General features: G+C 57.6%; 18 protein-coding genes and 1 pseudogene. 6 read left to right on the forward strand and 13 right to left on the reverse strand.

The genetic code is table 11. The features are described from left to right. Positions 1-158: 158 nt before the first annotated feature. A complete protein-coding gene (locus JAO32_RS03405; protein ID WP_334237497.1) occupies positions 159-1115 on the reverse strand; it encodes a helix-turn-helix transcriptional regulator in 957 nt (318 codons plus the stop codon). 90 nt (positions 1116-1205) lie between these two features. Between JAO32_RS03405 and JAO32_RS03410 the strand changes: the two genes are divergently transcribed. Continuing rightward, a complete protein-coding gene (locus JAO32_RS03410) occupies positions 1206-1685 on the forward strand; it encodes a DinB family protein (RefSeq protein ID WP_334237499.1) in 480 nt (159 codons plus the stop codon). A gap of 75 nt (positions 1686-1760) precedes the next feature. Here JAO32_RS03410 and JAO32_RS03415 read toward each other — a convergent pair whose 3' ends face one another. Next, complete coding sequence (locus tag JAO32_RS03415) at positions 1761-2774, reverse strand: hypothetical protein (RefSeq protein WP_334237501.1); 1014 nt, start codon at positions 2772-2774, stop codon at positions 1761-1763. 232 nt (positions 2775-3006) lie between these two features. Between JAO32_RS03415 and JAO32_RS03420 the strand changes: the two genes are divergently transcribed. From JAO32_RS03420 to JAO32_RS03430, 3 genes are read left to right on the forward strand one after another with little or no spacing between them, the layout of a single operon-like run. Further along, positions 3007-4215, forward strand: coding sequence for an alpha/beta hydrolase family protein (locus JAO32_RS03420; RefSeq protein ID WP_334237502.1), 1209 nt, complete (start codon positions 3007-3009; stop codon positions 4213-4215). Then, on the forward strand, positions 4212-4556 hold the full coding sequence (locus JAO32_RS03425; protein WP_334237505.1) for a c-type cytochrome: 345 nt from the start codon (positions 4212-4214) through the stop codon (positions 4554-4556). Before JAO32_RS03420 ends, JAO32_RS03425 begins: the two co-directional genes overlap by 4 nt. A 14-nt stretch (positions 4557-4570) precedes the next feature. After that, positions 4571-4984, forward strand: coding sequence for a hypothetical protein (locus JAO32_RS03430; RefSeq protein ID WP_334237507.1), 414 nt, complete (start codon positions 4571-4573; stop codon positions 4982-4984). A gap of 81 nt (positions 4985-5065) precedes the next feature. On the opposite strand, the gene JAO32_RS03435 is transcribed toward JAO32_RS03430, so the two are convergent. The 8 genes and pseudogenes from JAO32_RS03435 to JAO32_RS03470 form a co-directional block, all read right to left on the reverse strand. Then, on the reverse strand, positions 5066-6481 hold the full coding sequence (locus tag JAO32_RS03435; RefSeq protein WP_334237509.1) for a hypothetical protein: 1416 nt from the start codon (positions 6479-6481) through the stop codon (positions 5066-5068). 166 nt (positions 6482-6647) lie between these two features. Further along, positions 6648-8167 (reverse strand): annotated as a pseudogene (locus JAO32_RS03440) (carboxylesterase/lipase family protein). Between the two features lie 30 nt (positions 8168-8197). Further along, positions 8198-8995 carry an endonuclease III domain-containing protein gene (locus JAO32_RS03445; RefSeq protein ID WP_334237513.1) on the reverse strand — a complete coding sequence of 266 codons (798 nt, stop codon included), beginning with the start codon at positions 8993-8995 and terminating at the stop codon, positions 8198-8200. 46 nt (positions 8996-9041) lie between these two features. Then, positions 9042-9896 (reverse strand): DUF4097 family beta strand repeat-containing protein, encoded by an 855-nt coding sequence (locus tag JAO32_RS03450; RefSeq protein WP_334237515.1) that lies wholly within the window; start codon positions 9894-9896, stop codon positions 9042-9044. 154 nt (positions 9897-10050) lie between these two features. Next, entirely contained in the window at positions 10051-13539 is a 3489-nt protein-coding gene (locus tag JAO32_RS03455) for a carboxypeptidase regulatory-like domain-containing protein (protein ID WP_334237517.1), read from the reverse strand. Between the two features lie 344 nt (positions 13540-13883). Beyond that, positions 13884-14750 carry a sugar phosphate isomerase/epimerase family protein gene (locus JAO32_RS03460; RefSeq protein ID WP_334237520.1) on the reverse strand — a complete coding sequence of 289 codons (867 nt, stop codon included), beginning with the start codon at positions 14748-14750 and terminating at the stop codon, positions 13884-13886. Positions 14751-14810: 60 nt separating this feature from the next. Then, positions 14811-15695 (reverse strand): Dyp-type peroxidase, encoded by an 885-nt coding sequence (locus tag JAO32_RS03465; protein WP_334237522.1) that lies wholly within the window; start codon positions 15693-15695, stop codon positions 14811-14813. Between the two features lie 26 nt (positions 15696-15721). Then, positions 15722-16330 carry a 2OG-Fe(II) oxygenase gene (locus JAO32_RS03470; RefSeq protein ID WP_334237523.1) on the reverse strand — a complete coding sequence of 203 codons (609 nt, stop codon included), beginning with the start codon at positions 16328-16330 and terminating at the stop codon, positions 15722-15724. 43 nt (positions 16331-16373) lie between these two features. Here JAO32_RS03470 and JAO32_RS03475 point away from each other — a divergent pair, with 43 nt between their 5' ends. Further along, positions 16374-18098 (forward strand): arylsulfatase, encoded by a 1725-nt coding sequence (locus JAO32_RS03475; RefSeq protein ID WP_334237525.1) that lies wholly within the window; start codon positions 16374-16376, stop codon positions 18096-18098. Positions 18099-18104: 6 nt separating this feature from the next. Here JAO32_RS03475 and JAO32_RS03480 read toward each other — a convergent pair whose 3' ends face one another. Together JAO32_RS03480 and JAO32_RS03485 are read right to left on the reverse strand one after the other, a co-directional pair. Next, positions 18105-19088, reverse strand: a complete 984-nt coding sequence (locus tag JAO32_RS03480) for an amidohydrolase family protein (RefSeq protein WP_334237526.1) — start codon at positions 19086-19088, stop codon at positions 18105-18107. A 73-nt stretch (positions 19089-19161) separates the two neighbouring features. Then, positions 19162-19962 (reverse strand): DUF4097 family beta strand repeat-containing protein, encoded by an 801-nt coding sequence (locus JAO32_RS03485; RefSeq protein ID WP_334237527.1) that lies wholly within the window; start codon positions 19960-19962, stop codon positions 19162-19164. A 163-nt stretch (positions 19963-20125) separates the two neighbouring features. Here JAO32_RS03485 and JAO32_RS03490 point away from each other — a divergent pair, with 163 nt between their 5' ends. Beyond that, a complete protein-coding gene (locus tag JAO32_RS03490; RefSeq protein WP_334237529.1) occupies positions 20126-21091 on the forward strand; it encodes an NAD-dependent epimerase/dehydratase family protein in 966 nt (321 codons plus the stop codon). Positions 21092-21197: 106 nt separating this feature from the next. Here JAO32_RS03490 and rpoD read toward each other — a convergent pair whose 3' ends face one another. Beyond that, positions 21198-22892, reverse strand: a complete 1695-nt coding sequence (gene rpoD / locus JAO32_RS03495; protein WP_334237531.1) for an RNA polymerase sigma factor RpoD — start codon at positions 22890-22892, stop codon at positions 21198-21200. Between the last annotated feature and the right edge of the window lie 61 nt (positions 22893-22953).

Here is a 22953-nt window from a genome sequence, read left to right on the forward strand (position 1 = left end):
GGTCTATAGAAAGTGAGCGACTGGTGTAGTGTGTTGCGCATTCGCGTGGACGGGTTTATGGAAACCTGTAAATCGTTGTGATGCGAGAGGAATGCAGGTCCCTCAGGCTTCACGTCGTTTCGCGCAGGATGATGGCTTTCTACCGTTTGAGCTTTCTCTTACGTGTTGTTTTGAGCGGCCGCTTGTCCGCGCTGGGCGAGTTGTCGAAAGGTGTCGCGTAGTTCGTCCGGGCTGTGGACTACGATGCGCCGGTTGAGTGTGAGTAGCATGGCGGCGAACATGTCCAGGGTGTCGCGGCCGCATCGCATGCGCACGCCGTTGTCTTTTGGTTCCAGGCTGACGCGCCATAGTGCAAAGTGTTGTCGCGCTTCTTCGGCGGACATCTCGACCCACACGTCGACCTGATAACGCGACTGAACGAAGGGCATGTTTTGAGCCATGTAGGCTCGTGCGTCGAAGTCTTGTGGGCGTACGAAGGTTTGGTTAACGGTACGTAGATCCGTGACACGGTCCAGCCGGAAGGTTCGCATGGCTTTGCGTGTGAGGCAATGTCCGATGAGGTACCAGCGATCGTCGACATGGAGAACCGCGTAGGGTTCTATTTCGCGGTTGGACTCTTCCTTGGCATGTGATTCGTAGCGGAAGTGGATGCGCTTGCCTGCGCGGATGGCGGTGGCTGCCGCGATGAGGCAGGAGACGGAAGTTGGAACCGTCCACATACTTGGCTCGAGTGCGACGGTGTCTTCGACGACGCGTACGCTTTCGCGCAGGGCGTGGGGAAGCACTCGTTCCAGCTTGGCGAGTGCGCCTTCCGTGGCGGGAGCAAAGGCTTCAAGGCCAATCTGGCGGAGTGCGCGCAGGCCCAGCGACAGCGCGAATGCTTCTTCGTTGGTAAGCAGCAGTGGAGGCAAGCGGAAGCCTGGGCGTAGGCGGTAGGCGCCGCCGACTCCTGGTGTTGAGTCGATGGGTATGCTGAGGTCTTTCAGGCGGACGATGTAGCGCTGCACCGTGCGCAGGTCTACCTCAAGGCGCCGCGCAAGCTCCGCGCCCGAGACGCTATCGCGTGCCTGAAGAATTTCAAGCACCGTGAGCACGCGCATGACGGGGTCTTGCATAGGGAAAGTGTGCTCTTAATTTACGACAGGGACTGTCGGGAATGGCGAATATGTTGGTGTTCGTGCCCATGAAAGGGCGGGAGGAGCATCATGACAAGCGAATTGACCACCGTAGTGACACCCGAAGAGTTTCTGACGCACTGGCAAGGGCATCGCGGGCTTACACGAAAGATGTTTGAGGCATTTCCTGAGGACAAGCTGTTCACCTACAGCCTTGGCGGCATGCGTACGTTTGGAGAGATGGGCAACGAGTTTCTTGGAATGGCTTTGCCCACGGTGCGTGGCATGACGACGCTGAAGTGGGAGCAGTTCGAGCATGCGAAGCCCACTACCAAGCAGGGGTTGCTGGCTGAGTGGGACACGCAGACAGCGCAACTGAATGCGGAGTTTCCTTTAATCCCCGTGGGGCGCTTCAGCGAAACGATGAAGGCCTTTGGCCAGTGGGAGATGAAGGGCTTTCAGTTGCTGTTTTACGTGCTGGAGAACGAGGTGCATCATCGCGGACAGGGGTATGTGTATCTGCGTTCGCTGGGGATTGAACCACCGGCGTTCTACGACCGCGAGATGTAATGCCTGGAACAAAATAAGGGGCCTCGCGTTGAGGACCCTTTTGAGGGAAATCAGTTCTGGGGGAGGGAGTTGTTTTTAGTTTGTTACGGGGCGGTTGTCGGCCACCGTTGCCGTCTCCGGCGTGGAGCTGACCGTCAGGTCGTCTTCCAGGCGGAAGCGGACGAGGGATTCCGCGGGAATGACGATGTCGCGATTACCCGTGGTGCCTGCGATAACCGTTCCAAGGCCGCCACCAGCGAGTCCGCCTGCGAGGAGGCCGACGCCTCCACTGGCAATGCCGCCAATGAGCATGCCTGCGCCTGCGGTGCCGCCGATCCAGCCCGCGGTACGCTTGCCCTTACCCTTCTTGCTGGCGACGAAATCCGCGGTCTGCACGGGGTAGGACTTACCGTCGTGCATGATCGAAGTCAGTCGCAATTCAAGGACGGAGCGGCCTTTGAAGTGGCCGCGGCGGTGTGCTGCGTCCACGACGCCACGTACGTCGGTACCGCGCGGCAGAATCACCTTGCCGTCACGTGTGACGCTTTCCGATAGGTCGCCGGTAAAGCGGTCTCCGATGTGTGCGTGCTTCACGTCAATGCGCTGATTGATGCGGATGGCCAGTGCGGTTCCGGCTGGGATCGTAATGTCTGCTGGAACAAACTGCGGTGCGGGTGTCGTGGTCGCAGTTGTCACTGGAGCCGCGGGAGCTGCAGCACTATATGCCGGGGCGTTCGCGGGAGGATTGGTTGCCGTCTGCGTGACGGTGCCTTCCGCCATTACACCCGGTGCTTTGAAGCGAGCGGCGTGGCGTGGCGGCGGGTGTACACCCTGGCTCCAATCCGGTAAGCCCTGTGCGGGTGCGGTGCCAACTGGAGCTGTGGACTGGACCGTGGTGGGGATGGTGCTGCCGGGAGCCGGCGGAGAGACCATGGTGAGAGTGGTGCTGCCGTCCGGATCTGAATAGACCACTTCCTGCGGCTGGCCGGTGGCGACGACATCTTTCTTCGCTGCATCAATTGCGCTTTGCTGACGTGAGCATCCGGTGGCCAAACAGGCGACCAGGGAAAGTGCAGCCACAGGCTGTACAAAACCTCTAAGGGAAATCATCGGTGGTTCCTCCACGCGCGGGAGCCATAAGCATTCCGGCTCTGCATCATCGCGCTATGTCTGGGATGCGACATGGATTTTCTTTCGATGCCTGCGGGTGATGCGAAATCGCTGTTATTTAAGTGGATTCAGCGAGTTGCCTGATATGTATGAAAAATCTGCATCGGGTTCATTCAATGGAACATGACGCGAGAAATGCCGTGGCCTGGCACGGTCAGATATCCTGAAAGGGATGCTTGGAAAGTGGTATGCGGACTGGATGATCCGCTGGGAGACGGCGCTTACGACACGCGATACGAATCGCGTGGTTCGGCCGCTGGAGTGGGGTTTTGACTGGCTTGCAGATTTCAGCGAGCTGGCCGCGGAGTCGCATCGACTGGACATGGCCGGTCAGTTGACCACGCAGAATGCGTTGGAACGCATGATGCGTGTGAATGAAGAGATTGTTGCCCGCAACGCGGAGTTCTACGGCTATGCGCTGCCGACGGATTTTCGGTTGGAGCATCGGCATCCAGAGCTGTTCCCGACGAATGTGCGTCCAGAGACGCTGGCGCAAGACCAACAGTTGAAGGATGATGCTGCAAGCGGCAAGCTGGATAAAGCGGAATTTCTGCGGTTCACGTCGCCGGTGCATTCGAAGTATCCCGAGAACGATGCGGTGAATGCGCGTTGGTATCCCGAACCTGCACACAAAGATCCGAAGCGGAAGAAGCAGGCCATTGTGGTGATGCCGCAGTGGAACGCGGATGCGTTCAGTCATAACGCGCTGTGTGCCATCTTCAACAAGTTTGGCATTGCGGGGTTGCGGTTGTCGAAGCCGTATCACGACATTCGTCGGCCTGCGGAGCTGGAACGCAGTGACTATGCGGTGAGCAGCAATATCGGTCGCACGATTGCCGCATGCCGTCAGGCTGTTGTCGACATTCGCGCGTGTGTGGATTGGCTGCAGACGCAGGGTTACGAGCAGTTCGGTGTGCTGGGAACTTCACTAGGCTCTTGCTACAGCTTCATGGCTGCGGCGTTTGATCCGCGCATCCAGGTGTGCGCGTTCAATCATGCGTCGACATGGTTTGGCGATGTGGTTTGGACGGGGCAGAGCACGCGGCATATTCGTGCGGCGTTTGAACGCGAGGGGCTGACACAGGAACAGGTGCGCGCCATCTTCACGTCGATCAGCCCGATGAGTGTGATGGATCGCTTTGCTGCGGAGAAGACGCGGCAGACGCTGGTGATCTATGCGCCATGGGACCTTACGTTCCTGCGCGAGTTCTCTCTGGATGTACTCAGCAACTTCCGCAAGCGGGGCGTGAACTTTGTAAGTCGCGTGTTGCCATGTGGGCATTACACGACGGGCGAAACTCCATACAAGTACATTGACGGCTGGTACATGGGGTCGTTCATTCACAAGGCGTATAAGCAGATGCGGGAGCGTGCAGTGTGAAGCGACTGCTGCTGATGTCAGTAGTATGCACCGCGTTGATGGGCTGCAAGACTGTGCCGCCGCCAAAGCCGCTTGATCAACTGACGCCACAGGAACACGCGGGTTATGTGTTGTTTCAGCAGAACTGTGCGCAGTGTCATTACGATCGCGATACAGGATCGCTGCATGGGCCCTCGTTGTTGAGTGTGTACAAGAAGGAATATCTGCAGAGTGGCGCGCCTGCGAACGACGAGCGCATTACGTGGACGATTCAGCATGGACGCGGCATGATGCCGCCGCTGGGTGGACAGGTTTCGCAGGATGACATTGCGTCGATACTGGCGTACCTGAAGACGCTGTAACCTGAAAGAAGAAGATGAGCGAGAAGGAAATCAAACGCATCAAGCTGCCGCCGGGTTCGGTACGGCCTGATATTGAAGGCTCCAAGGGCCCGCGCATGTTGCCGGGTATGGCGATGATCGCGATCTTCATGCTGTTTGTTTCGATGGCGAATGCGATCAACGTGATCGCGCATCGTGATCAATTCCGCACGAGCGCACTGTACGCGATCCTTACTGTGGCAACGATGATCCTGATTGGCGTATTCGGTTTTCTGCGGTTGAAGCGTTGGGGATGGGCGTTGTTGCTGGGCGGTTGCTTCTTCTATTCGCTGGGAAATGCAACGCTGTTTTATCAAACACATCAGCCGGGCTATCTGTTGCCTGCCGCATTTTCGATGGTGTTTTTTTTGTACTTGGTGCGTACCGAGATTCGCGACCGCGTGAAGTAGCGGCCTGACTTTAGTTCGACAACAAGAAACGCAGCGCTTGGTCGCTGCGTTTCTTGTTTGTTCTAATGCTGGCGCAGGTTTCTAAGTGAACATGAACTCCGCGGTCATCTTTGCGGAGACGCCGGGAATGAGGCGCGCCCACTGTGCGCTGAAGCCTTCGGGGAAGATGACCGGATGGTATTCGCCTGCGGCCAGCTTCACTGTTTCGTACTTCACCCATGTGCCGTCGCCTAAGAAATCAATCTGGATTTCAACGGTGCCTGCCTTGTCGCTAATGAGATGAAGCATCTTGTGCTCGAAGTTAGTGAACAGAAACGGATCCGATGGTTCGCCAGCTTTGACCATGTCTTTACGCCATGGGCCGCCCCATCCTTGCGGCTTGCCCCAGCTCCATAGATCGTCTGTTTTGCCGAACCAGATGCCGCTTTGCGGCTGTCCTACGACTGCGTTGTTGTCGTTGTTCGGCGTGGTTTCGTTGCCGCCGAGTGCGAGCATGCCGCGGAAGCTGCAGTAGTCAGGGATGATGCGCAGGTGTTGGCAGACGGGCTTCACACCCCATATGCGATCTTCAAATGCGATAGGCTGCAGCTCGTAGAACATGCCCTGAATGTCCATCATGTAATGTTCGGTTTCCACTTCGCGAATGCGCATCCATTCGGTCTGCCAGCCTTGTTCGAATGCGTGTGAGGGCTTGGGTAGGCGATAGACTTGCCACTCGCCTTTGACCAGCGCGCGGAAGAGAACGGACTTCTCATCCCATCCGCTGGCGAACATGACGTTGCCCATGTTTTCGCGCGCGGCTACGTCCATGTGCGGCTTGTCGCTGATGCGCTTCCACGGGCCTTTGCCGTCCCACTCGAAGAGGCCTGCCTGCGTTTCTCCGTAGGCAAAGAAGCCGTTGTTAGAGACGACGACGCGACCCTGTGCAGTGTAGCCACCTTTGAAGTGTGGCTGCGCCTTGATGTTCATGTCCTTTGTCAGATCGGTCAGCAGGCGCGGCTTCAGGTCGTTCACATCCATCTCAAAGACGAGGCCTTCCATCGTCATGAAGTAGACGCGGTTCTTCGGATCAGTAAGGTGCGGCATGGTGGAGGTGAGGCGATGTTCGACGAGGCCTTCAATGCGGCGCCACTTGCCTGTGGAGTCGATGATGTACGGGCCGATGATGCACTGATTGCTGGCGTGATGGATGAAACGATTTGCGTACACGCCGTTGGGCATGTCGAGCGCTTCGATCTTCAGGTCATCTTCAAGGCGATAGAGGCCGAGGCCTGTGCCGGTTCGTTTGCCAGAGGAGTTGTAGGTGACGGCATAGAGACCGTCAGCCCACGGCATTAACGCGCCCACGCCGCATTCGGTACGTGCGGCGTTGTTGTCCGCCCGAATGCCGACGTTAGGGATTCCGGGAATCACTTTCTGCGCTACTGCATAGCCGGTGGTAGCGGCAAGCGAAGCAAGGAGGGAACGGCGAGTAACGGAACGCGGCAGGTACGTCATGAACAGCATCTCCCTTGTGTGCCCGGACAGGAGCCGCATGTTTGCGTGCAGGCGAAGGCACCTGTTTTCTGGCAGCGGAAGCATACCGCATTAGTCAAACGATTAACTAGCTTAAAAATGCAAAATTTTGACTATGCCTTGTTTTGTTAGAGCAGGCTTGTGATCTTCAGGAGAAGGAGAATCCGTCCCACAGACGCAGTTCTGCTTCTGCAGGTTGTTGCTGCACCTGGCTTGTTGCGTTGAACAGCATGGTGGCACGTTGCTTTGCATCCCATTGTGGCCATGTTGGCAGGCCGTTTGCCGCAGGTGCATTGCCTTTGATGAAGCTGACCCATGCTGTGTGCATTTCTTTTGATAGGGTTTGTGCAGCGGAGGGTTCGCCAGTGGCGAGATGTTCGAAGACGTAGCCGAGGTCGTATGCGTGATAGCTTGTGTCCTTGTGTGGGCCAGTAGCCGCTGTCTCGTCGAGGCGATAGAAATACGTGGCGCCACCGCCGCCCTTCTTATGCGCTTCTGCCACGCGGATGCTTGGCACCCAATACTCTTCGGCGGTAAGCGCGCGGATGTTGCGGTCTGCAGCGGACATTTGCGGATAGACCGTTGCGTAGTGCGATAGCACTGACTGGAACTGTGTTTCTGTAGTGTTGCCCAAGCGTTTTTGCGTGATGCGTTCCGCGGCGTGATCACCGAGGTAGAAGGCGTTTTCGTCGCGGCACGTGCCAATAAGTAGATGCTTGCCGCGCGAACTACCCGCGGCGATGGCAGGGATGGCGCGATGCGGTAGCAGTTGACCTCCGCCCTGGACGCGCAGAGGGAAATTGCCTGGCGAAGCTTCAATCATGCGCTGCTGCAAAGCAATGAGTTGTTGTGGCGGTAGAGCAAGGATCGCATCGTGGCTGCGGTCAGTCAGTTGCGATGCGAAGGCTTCCGTGACGCGATGCGCGCCAGCGGTGTCGAGTATGCGTTCACCGCCACCGCTCTCAGAGATTGCCGCGGAGAAGTACGGGCGCGCTTCTTCAACAGCCATGAGGAATGCTGTGAGCTTTGCGCCTGCAGATTGACCGCCGATGGTGACGCGCGCGGGATCGCCGCCGAAGGCCGCGATGTTTTCATGCACCCATCGCAACGCCATCACAAGGTCGCGCAGGCCGTTATTGGCACTGTCTGTATAGTCGGCGCCGAGTAGCGGTGACCAGTCGAGGAAGCCGAAGACGCCCAGGCGATACGGCACCGTAACCATGATGACGTCGTCTTTGGCGAAGACGGAGCCATCAACATCCACGGGACTGCCACCGGTGAATCCACCGCCGTGAATCCATACGAAGACAGGGAGTGGCGCTGCGGTCTTCGCGGGGGCATAGATGTTGAGGTAGAGGCAGTCTTCGCTCTGGTTGGGGTGGCCGGGCTGCATGGCGCTGGCGGCGAACTTTGTGGCGTCGCGAACGCGCTCCACGGCTTGGCTGGTTGAGTTGCGCGGAAACGCAGCGAACCTACCGGCGGCTGAGCGAAGGGAATGCCGAGGAAGCGGCGGATGCCGTTGGTCTCTTCACCAATGAGTGTGCCGAGCTTTGTCTTCACCTGTGGGCGGTTGCTGGACGTCTGCGCCAGAAGCGGATGAAACGCCGCTCCAGCAGCGGTTATTGCTCCGTATTGCAACATCTGTCGGCGTGTCCACACTGTGCTCATCTCTTCTCCGTACCTGCGGAATCCTTTGTATCAAATGCGCAGTGTGGACGTGGATTTCGCAGGGAAGTAGAGTGTGGCTTCTGTACTGGACGAGCCGGTAATGCAGACATCGCGCAGAGGACAGCGTTTGCAATGGGCTTCGCGCAAAGTGCAGAGACTTTGGCCGAGTTTCTTTACCAGCGTGTGATGGTCGTCCATGGTGATGGCGGTCCATTGCGGTGGTGCCATGGCTATGAGTGCAGTTTCTACTTCCCGTGGCGTCGCACTGGTTTTCGCGACGCCGAGACGAATGGCGATGCGTTGATGGTGTGCGTCAATCGCCAGTGCTTTGCGTCGCAATGAAGAAAAATTGACTACGGCGGCGCTGGCCTTCGAGCCTGCACCGGGAAGTTCTTCAATCCAACGACGAATTTTGTCGGTCCGATATTTCGCAAGGAATGCTAGCGATAGTGCGCCTGTTCGTTCTGTAATGCGTTCGAGCGTTTGTTTTAACTGAACGGCTTTTCGTTCGGGGAAGGTAGAAAGGCGCAGGGCGTCTTCGATCTCGGGGATGGTTGCGTCGCGCAGGCGTTCCCAGCGGACCTCGTCCCATGAGTTAGGGCCGGTGGGCCATCCGTCGAATCGTTCACGGAGTGTGCGTAAGGATGCGTGGCTTTCCGCATCTTTTGTGCGTGAGGACTGGATGGAATAAATCAACTGCGTGAGCGGATCCCACACTTCACGCACGGGCGCAGGGCCACCCCACCATGCGAGGAGGCGATCCTGTATCTCACCCAGGTCGTGAAAAAGCGGCTTCGTCTGGGGCGAAGCCGCTTCAGGAAAGAGCATGCTTTGCGAGTGCGGCGCCACGAGAGATTAGACGCGCAAATACCGACTAGGAAGCGGACAGCGAGATGTTGCCGTCACCGGAGTGGATGCGCAGCGTTGGGCCGCCGCCATTCATGTTGCCGCGTACATGCGTGTGACCACGGTCGCCGTTGGTGTTTGTGAAGAACGGAAGTGAGGAGTTGATACGGCCATCGCCAGTGCTGACATCGACTTCCGCACGCAGATCGTGCGGCAGGTTGATCGAGATGCTGCCGTCGCCAGTGGTTACAGATGAAGAAGAACCGAGCGTGGAACCCGGCATCAGGCGAAGCGCTACCGCGCCGTCGCCACTGCGTGCTTCAAACTGGTTCAGGCGACCCTCCAGATTCATGCTGCCATCGCCGGTGGTGGCATAGAGCGAGCCCTCAGAGCGGCGGAGGGTGATGCTGCCGTCGCCAGTGGTAAGCCGCAATGTGCCCACCAGATCGTCAGCAGAGATGGCGCCGTCGCCCGTATGGGCGGCGACGCTGCCGTGTAGACCGGCAAGAGTGAGTGCGCCGTCGCCGCTGCGCAGATCCAGATCTGTCTCCATGGGGGTTACGATGGTGACTTCCGGCGAGTGGCCACGCCAGCCACCGAAGAAGTTACGCGTCATTTCCTTGTGTTTCAGGGAGAAGTGGATGCCGTTGCCGCCCTGTAGTTCGGCAATGGACCACTGCGATGGATCGCCGTTGCGATAGTCCACGCGAACGCTCACGTTACGGCACCCGCCGCAAGAACGCACCTGGACCGATGCGTCGTCCACCTGCACTTGAAGCATGGGCTTTCCGTTCACGTTGTAACTCTTGTCCCAGGTCGATTGGGCAGAGGCCGTGACCAGGAACGATCCCGATAAAAGCAGCGCCAGAGTGATCGATCGCATAAAAACTCTCCTTACACCATGCTGATACGTTTCAAACCAGCATTCCGTTCACAGATTCTGCACCATTCGCGTGGTTTTCCGATAGTTCTGCGCCAATAAAAAGCGGCCATCCCGAAGGATGGCCGCTGAGGCGATTTGTTTTGTGCGACTTCAGTTAGAACTTGAAGATCGCAGCCAGTTGAAGCGAGCGTCCGCCACCCGTGCCGTTCACGCCGGAACCGGAACCGGTTGTACCGGTTACACGTCCGAAGGTGGCGCTGGTGATGGAGTTCGAGGGGTTGGAGAATTGCGGTGTATTGGTGAGCTGGAATACGTCCATACGAATGTCCAGCGTGGTGCCTTCCATCGGCAGGCCGAAGGTCTTAAAGATGGAGGCATTGTTCTGGAACAGGCCAGGACCTGTGAACGGATTGCGTCCCGTGTTACCCACCGTCACACCATTGATGATCGGGCAGGTAACAGTGGTGGGAGTTGCTGTGGCATAGCCCGTGCAACCGTTTGGCTGCGCGAACGATGCGGGATCGAACCAGTAAGCGTTGTTACCGATGCCCTTCAGCTTCTTAAACGGAGCGACCAGATTGGCATTTTGCTGCCAGCCACTGGTATTGATCGTGCCTCCGTTCGCCGTAACGTTGAACGGTGTACCGCTGTAGAGCAGGACGATACCCGAGACCTTCCAGCCGCCGATCGACTGAGCGAGGAAGCCAGTGTTGGCCCACTTCTTACCCTTGCCCAGCGGCAGCTCGTAAGTGATCGACTGCGAGAAGCTGTTGGTGCGGTCGAAGTCGTTACGAGCGTAGTTGCGGCGCAGGTCCTGGAAGAAGGTGATGGCACCGTCGTCGCCTTGCTGATAGCCAAGACCCTTGCCCCAGGTGTAGGACGAGTTTGAGGACAAGCCGTTGGTAAAGCGGCGGCTCAACGTGGTCTGTAGCGAGCTGTAGTTGCTGGAGAATCCGATGAACTGCTGCGTGACTCCGGCCGAGTGCTGGAACTTGATCTGCAGCGGCTGGCATGCTGTGCCGCAGTTCAAGCGGTCGGGAAGATTGATATTGTTCGCCGCGCCAATGCGGACGCCATGATTGCCAACATACGCGATGGACAGCGAGAAGTTGGCAGGCAGGGCCTGCTGTACGGCAAAGTTGTACGAGTAGACGTACGGATTGTGGTAGTCCTGTGGGATGTAGATGTACGTCTGGTTGTTAAGCAGGCTGTTGGATGGATCGATCTGATAAACGCCTGATGCAGGAACCACTACCGGTACAGGAGCCGGGAAACCGCTCTGGAAGCTTACCGGCTGCGAAAAGGTATTACCGGAGCAGGTGTACTGTGCAGCGAGATAACTGCTGCCAGAGCCGCAGGAAGTGTATGCGTTGTTTGCGCGGACGGGATAGTTGTAGAGCCAGGTGTTATCGGCATACGGCATGTACGCCATACCGATACCGCCGCGTACGACAGTGTTATCACTTACGCGATATGCGAAGCCGGTGCGAGGAGCCCAGTAGTTAAGCTGCTTCTTGTAGCCCAGGTCCATCGCGTTGGCACCGACGCCAGCGATGCGAAGCTGGTTGGTGTTTGGGTCATACTGCGAGAAACCTCCGGTCTTTGCTGGTGTAGCGGGCTGATAGAACTCCCAACGAACGCCAAGATCAAGGGTCAGCTTGTTATTTACCTGCCACTTGTCGCCAGCGAAGCCGAAGTACCACCACTGACGGAAATCAGGGAAGTAGGTAAACAGATCGCGTCCTACGCCGCTGGGAACGTCCAGCAGCATGGATGCGATATCGTTTGCTGCACCCGTTTTGCCACCGGGAATGCTGGTCTGGTTCTGTCCGAACGTAGTAACACCACGGGGGCTGTATGTCTGGCCCTGAAGCAGTCCATCACGAACGCGGCGTATATCCACGCCCCAACGGAAGGTGTGGTTACCCACAATCTTCGTCCAGTTATTCACGAAGTCGATGTTGGCTTCAGCGCGAATCCAGGGCATGGACGGCGAGTAACCAATGAATGGCCCCGAGGAGAAGGTACCGATATTGATGCCAAGCTGGCCGCTGGTCAACTGGTCTACGTTAACGCCTGGTGCACCCGCCGTTGTAGCGTCGTTGGAGCCATAATCAGCCGGCTGCGATGTGTTGCGATAATGGGCCACACCCAGACGAACTTCGGTGAGCAGGGTGGACGAGAAGGCGTGATCGTAGTTCAGACCGGTTGAGAAAGCGTTCTGATGGCCCGTACCCGCAAAACCGCCGCCATTACCGGGGCCGCCAAGGAAGCTGGAGAAGGATGGTGCCTGATACAGCGAATAAATCTGCTGGCTGAAGCGACCGCTGAGGTGATCCTTCGGCGTGATCTGGTAGTCGATCTTTGCGTCGTAGGTATGGGCGTCCTTGTAGAAGGGCGAATTAACGAAGTAGTTGTTGCTGGGTGCAGAAAGCGTATTCAGATTCTGATTCGGCTGGGGGAGCTTCTGCAGCAGTCCCAGAGACACCTTGTTAACGCGACTAATAGGAATTTTGTTTCCGGCAAATGCCGTACGTCCTGCGCCTGTCGTTGGATCGCCGGTTGTGGGATCGTAGACCTGCGTGGGCAGGTCGCTCAGGTCAATGAAGCCGCTGCCGTTGTCTGTGTAGTACTTGGGGAATGGAATGGTCAGCGTGTTCGACGTTCGCTCATGGTCGGCGGTACGGAAGTAATCACCGTAGAAGAAGAGTTTGTCCTTGATGATGGGACCGCTGATGTTTCCACCGAAGTAGTTATAGGTGACCTTGCCCGCCGCCGCAGCGAAGTACGAGCGCGCGTTGAAGTAGCTGTTCTGCAGATACTCTGAAGCGGAGCCGTGGAAACGATTGGTGCCCGACTTCAAGGTGACGTTGGTGACAGCACCGATGGCGCGACCGAGTTCTACCTGGAAGTTGTTGGTCGATGCTTCAACGGAGCCAATTGCGTCGGCGGGCGGGATGAGGATCTGGAGCAGGCCCGTACGCATGTCATCATCGATGCCTTCAATGTTGTAGGCATTGCCCATACGCGGCAGGCCGTTAACTTCGGTCTGGAGAGTGGAACCGGCATTGAAGAACTGCGAGTGCTGGAAGGTTGCAGGGGTGGTGCCGGGAACCAGGTTCAGCAACGACTGGAAGTTGCGGTTCACGCCCATGGGCAGTGATTCGACGCTCTGCTGCTCGATCTTCGTCGAAACGTCAGCGCGGTCAGACTGCATCATTGGAGCCGAGTCAGTGACTTCGATGGTCTCCGTAACGTTGCCGGGGTTCAGATCGAAGTCAGAACGGGTGGTGTTGTTCACCAGTACGTCGACGCTGGGATGCGTTTCGCTCTGGAAACCCTGCATCTGCACGTTCACAGAGTATGAGCCCTGTGAAAGGTTCTGGAAGCTGTAGTTGCCACTGGCGTTAGTGGTCGCTTCGTGTGTGATGTTGGTGGCTTTTTCCGTGATGGTGACCTTGGCGTTTGGGACAGCTGCGCCGGTCTTGTCCTGCACGGTGCCCAGCAGTGATCCGTTCACTGCCTGCGCCATCATCATGCCTGGGAGCATTATGGGAGCGGTTGCGCCTGCCAGCAGCATCAGGCGCACTGCATTCTGCGCCAGACCTTTTCGCATACGCGATGGGAATTGGATGGGTGTCACGTGAATTTCCTCCGAAAGGGCTAACTCTGTGCTCTACATGTGGTCTCTGCTTCACCGCGAGGTAGGACCACTTTTTTGAAGCGGCCAATTTTAGGCATTGGTCAGACCATTGAGCAAGCACGAAATTTCGAATGAACCTGTGATTTTTTGGACAAGAATCGGAGTGGATGCATCGAAACGTTTCGTTCTCCGTTGCGTTGTAAATCGTGCTCCAGGCGCCTATGAGATATGGAAGAAATACGACTCAAAGGCATGACTGGCTTGAAGGACGACATGAAGAAGAGCAACAAAAAACGCAGCCCGAAGGCTGCGCTTTTTGTTTGAGGCAAAGCTTAGAGGCCTGTTTAGACTTTGAGCTTCTTCAGGTATGGAACGCTGGGCGCCATGAGTGACGGATCTTCTTCAAGTTCCACGAAATAGTTTTTGACGCCTGCCTTGCCGGCTGCGGTGAATACCGCCTTCCAATCCACGACGCCTTTGCCAATGGAGACCTGACGGAAGCCGCTCTTGGTCGAAGCGTCCTTCACCCAGTCCTGGCAGTGCATGGACTGGAAGCGACCGGCATACTTCGTTAAATACGTCACGGGGTCAAAGCCCTGCTGCATGGTGGAGACCTGGAACTGCAGCTTCACGGCGGGATGCAGTTCGGCAATCATCACGTCGTAGACCTTCTTGCCTTCCACTGTGGCGGAGACGAAGCCCTCGTTATGCAGCATTGGGATGATGCCTGCGGCGTGGGCCTTTTCTGCGAAGGCGTTGAAGGGATCCACATAACGCTGCACGTCGGCAAGAGTTTCTATGCCTTTGGGCTGGAAGGGGCCAAGGGCGGCGATGGCCATCTGCGTCATGCCAAACTCTTTTGCGTAGGCGATGCTCTTGTCTGTTTCTTCAAAGAGTTCTTTCCCGCCCCAGTGTGCGGAGAAGCAGTCAAGGCCCCAGCCTTTGAGGAGGTCGTGCAGTTCGCGCGGCTTGTACTTCTGCAGCGATGCGAAGTCACTGTAGCCGTAGGGCGAACAGAGTTCCACCGTGGAGAAGCCTGCTGCAACAAGGCCCTTCATGGTGCCTTCAAAGTCCGTGGCAACGCTCTTGCGGAAGACGTAGCTCTGGAAACCGATGGGCAGGCCCAATGGGTATGCAAAGCTTGCGGGTGTGGCGGCTGCGGCGGTGGCGGCAGCGGCAAGCTGGAGGAAGGTGCGTCGTGTCATGGCCATGGGCTTACATCTCCACTGTGAAAACTGCGATCAGCATATCGAACTCATGATGGGTCGTGCTTAACCTAACTTCCCAAGGCTCTCTACGGAGGGCACAAAGTAGTACGAGCCTGTGATGGGCGCTGTATAACGTGTGAGCGCGTCGCGTGTACCATTGACCAGGCCGGCCATGCTTTCCAGCATCTTCTGCAGGGGCTGCTGTTCGGCGCTGAATCCCACAAACATGGTGCCGTGATCCTGCACGTCGCCGTACGGCATGTTGCGGCGGAAGATGTTGCCGAAGGTGTCCTGATCTGTGCGTGCCACATGCGAGTATTCGGGCTTGTCTTCCAGTTCGATGCTGTCCGCCTTGGTGCGGCCCATCGTCAGTTCCTGCTCCTGCACTGGCAGGGCTTCCCATGCACTGGTGTTGTGCTTCCACTTCTGCAGCAGCAGCACGGAGCCTGCAGCACCGGGTTGGCCTTCCGGGATCAATGCGTAGCCGGGTGCTTCCAGCAGCGATGGATTCTCTGAACCGTCGATGAAGCCGGTGAGATCGCGATCATGTTGATACGGCCAGCTAGTGGTTTCGTCAGAGAGCTTGGCAACATCGGCGAAGTCCTTGACCACGGTGCGCGCCATGTCGAACAGAACGTCATACGCGCTGCCAGAGAGCCATACCAGAGCATCGTGCTGCGTTGCTGGCATGGTGAAGCTTTCTATGCCGTTCAGGTCCTTGTTGAAACCGCTGACGTCCGCGGGCATGTCGCCGGGCATCAGAGTGCGCCATAGCTCCGGGCGGACACCGATCACAAAGTTCACGCCGCCGGTAGTGGTGCGTGGTTCGCGAATGGCCGCGATCTTCGATGCAAATGCGGCGTGGTGCTGCGCATCCAGCAGGTCAAATTCCAGATACGCGTGCGAAGAAGTGCCAAGAGCAAAGATGCCAGCCTGTGGTGTGTACATGCGGGGATTATAGGTCGTCGATGCGTTTATGTTGTTGCAGCGCGTGTGCGAACGTGTAGCCAGCAGTTGATAGCGAAACGGGAATCGGCGAATTCCTGTGATGGGCACGCGATGGGCAGAACCTGATGCGGTACGAACGACGGGAAGATGGCCAGCGTGTTTTGCGCAGGTTCAATGTCCGTGTAGGTTTCGTCATTTGCGGAGAACAGGCGCAGTTGGCCGCCTGTGAAACTCTTGGGTTCACGATGGAAGTAGTACACGGCGCTCAACGCTCGATGCGAACCCTGCCCCATGGCGGTCTGCGTGTCGGTGTGTCGCGTGAAGTGTGCGCCGTCGTTGTGCGCGGCCAGTTCCAGTTCGATGCCGGAGACGTCGAATGGTGGCAGGCCCATCTGCGTTAGCCAGCCACGGTATTGGCTGCTTGCGGCTTTGGCGAGCGGCATCTTGAAGGGGCCAACGTCCTGCATCACCAGCGCGCGCCGCAGCTTGTCATCCACGCCGGAATGGACACGCGCCGGCACAAACGCGCTTTGGCTTTCCAGTGTCCAGCGCAGCAGGCTGCTGTGGTCTTCCGCGGAAAGGAAGTTCTGCACGATGAGGTGTGGTGCTTGCGACATGGCGACATTATCGCGCATGGAAACACCTGCTTGCAGTTTCAGAATTACACTCGGAACACTTATGCTGAACCGCCGCGAGTTTCTGCGAACATCCACCCTCGCCGCATGCGCGGCGACCGCTTCCGCGAAGACAATTCCTGCGCTACCCGCGGCGCGCAAACCGAACATCATCATCTTCCTCGCGGACGACATGGGGTATTCCGACATCGGTTGCTACGGCAGCGAGATTGATACGCCGCATCTCAATCGGTTGGCAAAGAGTGGTGTGCAGTTCAGTTCGTTTTACAACTCGCCGCGCTGCTGCCCATCGCGTGCGTCGTTGCTTACCGGAATGTATTCGCACCAGGCGCACATGGGCATGATGGTGGACGATCATGCCCGCTATCCTTTTCCCGCATACGATGGTGACCTGAACGAAAACTGCGTGACCATTGCAGAGGCTCTGAAGCCCGCGGGTTATGCAACGCTGCATTCCGGCAAGTGGCATCTGTCATCGCAGCAGAAGACAGGCGGTAATCCTGACAGGCATAACTGGCCTTTGCAGCGCGGCTTCGATCACGGCTACAGCATGATTACCGGTGCGGGCAGTTATTACACACCGAATTGCCTCACGCGCGACAATGAACCCATCAACCACTTTGACAAAGACTTCTACTTCACCGATGCGATTGGCGATGAGGCGGTGAAGATGATGGGCGACGTGCCCAACGACCAGCCGTTCTTTCTGTATTGCGCATTCAACGCGCCGCACTGGCCGCTGCATGCGCCGGAAGAAGTGACGGCGAAGTATCGCGAGCGCTATCTCGCAGGTTGGGACACGATGCGCGAGCATCGTCATGCGAAGCAACTTGCTTCTGGTCTGCTGAAGGCAGAGTGGCAGATGACGCCGCGCGATCCGCGTGTGCCTGCATGGGAGCGTGCTTCGTACAAGAAGTGGGAAGCCGAGCGCATGGCCGTGTATGCCGCGCAGGTGGAGATTCTGGATCGCAATGTGGGCAAGGTTATTGCGCATCTGGAAGCAACACATCAGCTTGAAAACACGCTGATCTTTTTCATGGCCGATAACGGCGGCAACTATGAAGAGTTCAACATTCAGACGATGCCTGCGGGATCAAAACGCGCCATATGGGTTCCTGATGCCGCACCGGATGGCAGCGAGCTACAGTTCGGCAACGATCCGAACGTGATGCCCGGCCCTGCAAACACCATTCAAAGTTATGGCGGCCCTTGGGGCAATGTGTCGAACACGCCATTTCGTTTGTACAAACACTTCGCACATGAGGGCGGCATCTCCACGCCGTTCCTGGCGCATTGGCCCGAAGGCTTCAAGGCACAAGGGCACATTACGCATCAGGTAGGGCATGAGATTGATGTAATGCCAACATGCCTTGCTGCTGCGGGAGCCGTGATGCCAGCGAAGAGCAAGGCTGGAACTGTGCCTGCTCCGTTGGAAGGCAAGAACCTGATGCCGGTGCTGCGCGGCGGATCGCTTGCGGATCGCGGCATGTTGTTCTGGGAGCATGAAGGCAACTGCGCTGTGCGCGACGGCAAATGGAAACTCGTTGCTGCGTTCCCGGACACGTGGGAGCTGTACGACATGGATGCCGACCGCACAGAGCTGCACAACCTTGCAGAAGCAAATCCTGCGCAGGTACATCGCATGGCCGATGCGTATCGGACGTGGGCCAAGCGTGTAGGAGCGCAGCCATGGCCTATGCCACAGACACCTGGTGGCGATCGCAGTGGATTGCCGCTACCGAAGTATCTGGAAGACGACCGACAGTAAGTTTTGTTAACGAACAGATGACTGCGTCAGCCGTTCCCAGTTAGCGTGCGCAATCTTCTCTTTGTCTTCCGCACTGATGGAGAGCTGTTCGAGGAACTGCTTTGGAGCTCCGCCGGGGCGGTACTGGTAGGGATAGTCTGCAGAGAACAGCACGCGGTCGATGCCAACGACATCGACGGCGTGGCGGAAGTACAGCTCGTTCCACATGCCACTGGGCGTTACGTAGAGGTTCTCGCGCATCACGTTTAATACAGGGCGTTGCAGCGTTTGGACGTGACTCAGGTTCTTCAGGCGTTCCGTGTAGAAGAGGACGACTTCGCCCCAGTGGCCAAGGATCATCTGTAACTGTGGATGTTTATCGAAGACGCCTGCCAGAATCATGCGCACAAATTGAATACCCGCTTCGTAATGCCAGCCGAGGCCAAATGTAGAAAAGGCCGTGTCAGTCATGTCGCTGAAACCGCCGTAGAGCGTGTCGCGCACAGCCCTCTGCGGAATCTGCGGATGGATATACATGGGCACGCCCAGCTTTTCTGCCATGGCAAACATGGGTAGGAAGTCGGGGTGGTCGAGGTTTTTATCGCGAGTGCGGCCGCAGAGCATGGCGCCATGAAAGCCGTGCTCTTTGACGGCACGTTCCAGCTCAAGCGCGGCTTCCTGCGGTGCGGCTGTGGGGAGTGTTGCGAATCCCTGAAAGCGATCGGGATGTTTTGCAATTGCGGCGGCGAGTGCATCATTGGTGCGGCGGGCGAGAGGCACGCTGGCTTCTGTGTCGAGGTTGTGCAGTGCTGGCGTGGTCACGGAGAGCACCTGAACATCCACGCCGCTCTCATCCATCAACGCGATGCGGCCTTCGCCAAGGTCGTCGAGCCGCGCTTCGATCTCGCCGCGGTCAAAGACGGATGTGCCTTCCGTTCCGATGGCAGAGGCTGCCCACGCAGCGCGGATCTCTGCGGTAAGGAAATGTTCTTCGAGCGCGATGATCTTCATGGAGTATCAGATGCGCGTCCCACCCATTCGGAATGGGACGCGCCGTGTTGACGCCGTGAAGTTTGCGTTGTGTTTAGAGCGCGTCAATGCGGGTGCTGCCGCTGCCTGTACGAATGCGAAGCTCCGGGCCGCCGCCGTTCATGGTGCCGTGTACTCCGTGGTGGTGGTTCATGTCACCGCTGGTCATCATGGGGATGTCGCTGTGAAAGCCGCCGCTGCCAGCGGTCGCATCCACGGTGGCGTGCAGATCGCGCGGCAGTGCCAGATGAACGCCCCCGCTGCCTACTTCAATCGAAGAATCGCTCTCCATCTGCTGGCCCGGACGCAGGCGGACGGTCACGCCGCCACTGCCTGAGTGGAGATGGAACTGGCTGAAACCGCCCTCGGCATTGAAACCACCGCTGCCAACGGAGCCACGCAGGCGTCCGGTGCTGTCTGTGACATGCACGCCGCCGCTACCGGCGGTGACGTTGATGCTGCCATTCACACCTGAAAGTTCGGTTCCGCCACTGCCGGATTTCAGTGTGACGTCGCTGGCTGTGGGCGTCTGCACGATCACCTCAGGCGAACGGCCGTGGCTGCCATGCCACCCGTATTCATCACGGCGCTTCAGCGAGAAGGTGACCACGTTGCCGCCGCCGCTCTCTTCCAGCTTGTAGTCCTTCAGGTCCTGGTCGTGGGCGTCCACGTGAATGGTGACAGTCCGGCAAGTGCCGCAGGCGGTCGTATGAATGCTGGCCTCGCCCGTGGTCACATCCAGAACGACGCGACCACTGACGGGATATGACTTATCCCACGTTTTGCCGGACTGGGCGTGGCTGGCAACGGAAGCGACCAGGGCGAACGTTAAAACGGCGAATGAAGACATGCGCATGGCCGGGAAATCCTCTGATGGGCAATACGCAGGGAATGGGCCGCCGGTTCGTTCTTTTTTAAGGAAGTTACTCTATTCAAGTTCTGGGGTGAACGGTGAGGGCAAAGGGCATTGACGAACCACGGTCTGAGGATTCGAATTAGGGCAAGGAACAGAGGCAAACATGGCAAGGATTGTTGTTATCGGAGGCAGCGGGCACGTAGGAACCTATCTGCTGCCAGCACTTGTGGAACAAGGGCACGAAGTAGTAAATGTCAGCCGTGGCAAGGCAACACCGTATAGGGATCACGCGGCATGGAAGCACGTAGAACAGGTTGCGGCGGACCGCAAGGCCGAAGAGACAGAAGGAAAATTCGGGGCGCGGATCGCTGACTTGAAGGCCGACATCGTCGTGGACATGATCACTTTCGAGCTGGAAGGGGCGCAGCAGCTTGTGGAAGCTTTGCGGAACAAAATCGAGCATTACTTGTTCTGCAGCTCCATATGGGTGTACGGTCACGCAACTACGGTTCCATCGGTCGAAACAGACCCAATGAATGCGATCGACAATTATGGAATCAACAAAGCCAAAATCGAGAGCTGGCTCATGCAGCAGTCCCGAAGAGATGGCTTTCCTGCCACTGCCTTTCGCCCCGGTCACATCGTCGGTGAGGGATGGGTGCCGATCAATCCGCAAGCCAATCCAAACCCCGACGTCTTTTCGCGCATCGCGCGAGGCGAAGAACTTTCACTGCCGAATCTTGGACTAGAAATGGTGCACCACGTCCATGCAGACGATGTCGCGCAGTGGATCGTTTGCGCCATTCAAAATAGGGCCGCGTCTATCGGTGAGGTCTTCAATACCGTGTCGGCGCACGCACTAACGCTTCGTGGCTATGCCGAGGCGATGTTCCGCTGGTTCGGTCATGAACCGCGATTAACCTATGCTCCTTTCGAGGACTGGAAGCGCGAACTCTCTGATGCAGATGCCGAGTCGTCCTGGGGTCACATTATGAGAAGCTCGTGCGTTTCCATCGAGAAGAGTCGCCAGAGGCTCGGATACAGTCCGCGCTTTACAAGTGTCGAGGCCGTGAAACAGTCGGTGGCTGCGCTCATCGCTTCCGGTAAAGTGACCGTGCCTGGTAGCTAGATCGAGCGAGTCCCGTTTAACGTCGTTTCCAACGACTTGAAGTTTAGTGAATGTCCTAACAAGAAGGGCCCCGCTTTCGCGGGGCCCTTGATTTCGTTCTGACGGCTTAGTATTCCTTCACGCCGTCCACGAATGCCTTCAGCTTGCGGCTGCGGCTGGGGTGGCGGAGCTTGCGGAGTGCCTTTGCCTCTATCTGGCGGATGCGCTCACGCGTGACCTGGAAGCTCTGGCCTACTTCTTCCAGCGTGTGTTCGCTGCCGTCTTCCAGTCCGAAGCGCATCTTGATGACGCGCTCTTCGCGCGGCGTCAGTGTGCGGAGGACCTGGCTGGTGTACTCCTTCAGGTTGACGCTGATCACAGCGTCGGAAGGCGATACGGCCATGCGGTCTTCGATGAAGTCGCCAAGGTGCGAATCTTCTTCTTCACCGATGGGCGTTTCCAGCGAGATGGGCTCCTGCGCAATCTTCAGAACCTTGCGGACCTTTGCAACAGGGATATCCATGCGTTTTGCGATCTCTTCCGAAGAAGGCTCGCGGCCAAGCTCCTGCACAAGCTGACGGCTGGTGCGGATGAGCTTATTGATCGTTTCGATCATGTGCACCGGGATACGGATGGTGCGGGCCTGGTCGGCGATGGCGCGCGTGATCGCCTGACGGATCCACCACGTTGCATACGTGGAGAACTTGTAGCCGCGGCGATACTCGAACTTGTCCACGGCCTTCATCAGACCGATGTTGCCTTCCTGAATCAGGTCAAGGAACTGCAGACCGCGGTTGGTGTACTTCTTCGCGATGGAGACCACGAGACGAAGGTTCGCCTCGATCAGCTCACGCTTCGCGCGCTCCGCGTCCATGTCGCCCTGCACCATCTCGCGCTGCGTGCGCTTGAGGCTGTCCACGGTGATACCCGCTTCGGCTTCCAGACGCTCCAGATCGTGACGGCAGTTCTTCTGCTGGCGCTTGTATTCCTTCTTCAGCTCTTCGGACTTCGAGGTGTCGAACTTGGTGTCCAGATTCTTGATCTGGCGCTCCAGCGTCCGCATGCCGTCGACGGTCTTGTTCACCTTGTCCAGCAGGCGCTTCTTTTCGCCGTTGGTGTACTTCAGCTCGCGGACAATGCGGCTGACCTTCACGCGCTCGCGGCCAGCAGCCCAACGTAGTTTGCGCTGTTCCTTCTGGCTCTTGGCCTTGCCGGATTCCAGCGTGGCAAGGGCTTCTTCAGCGGCGTGCTGGTGCTTCACCAGGTTGTCGATGCGCTTGGCGGTCGCCTTCACGCGTGCGGCAAGAACGTCTTCCGTCAGCTCGTCCTCGTCAAACGTGACCACTTCCTTCACGTTACGGACGCCGCGCTTCAGGTCTTCGCCCAGCGCAATGATTTCGCGGATAACGATCGACGAGCGGGAGATGGCCTTCATAACGCGCATCTGGCCACGCTCAATACGCTTGGCGATTTCTACTTCGCCTTCGCGCGTCAGCAGCGGCACGGTGCCCATCTCGCGCAGGTACATGCGCACAGGGTCGTTCGTCTTTTCCAGCTGACCCGGTGTCAGATCCAGCTCAACGTCGTCGTTCTCTTCTGATTCTTCGCCGTACTTGTCACGGCCTTCGTACTTGTCCTCGCCGTTGAGGACGTCGATGCCCTGCGTATTGATGGTGGTCAGCAGGTCATCCAGATCATCGGCAGAGGTGATGCCTTCGGGAATCAGGTCATTGACCTCACCGTATGTGAGGTAGCCCTTTTCCTTACCGGTATCAATCATCCGGTCTACGTCTTCTTGATAGTTGTCGATTTCTTCAGCCACGGTGTTTTCCGTCCAGTCCCGAATATTGTGCACAGGAAGCGACACGCCAGGTTGCAGGCGC

Source organism: Terriglobus sp. ADX1 (assembly GCF_036877645.1).
In the GTDB taxonomy this organism is placed as follows: Bacteria; Acidobacteriota; Terriglobia; order Terriglobales; family Acidobacteriaceae; genus Terriglobus.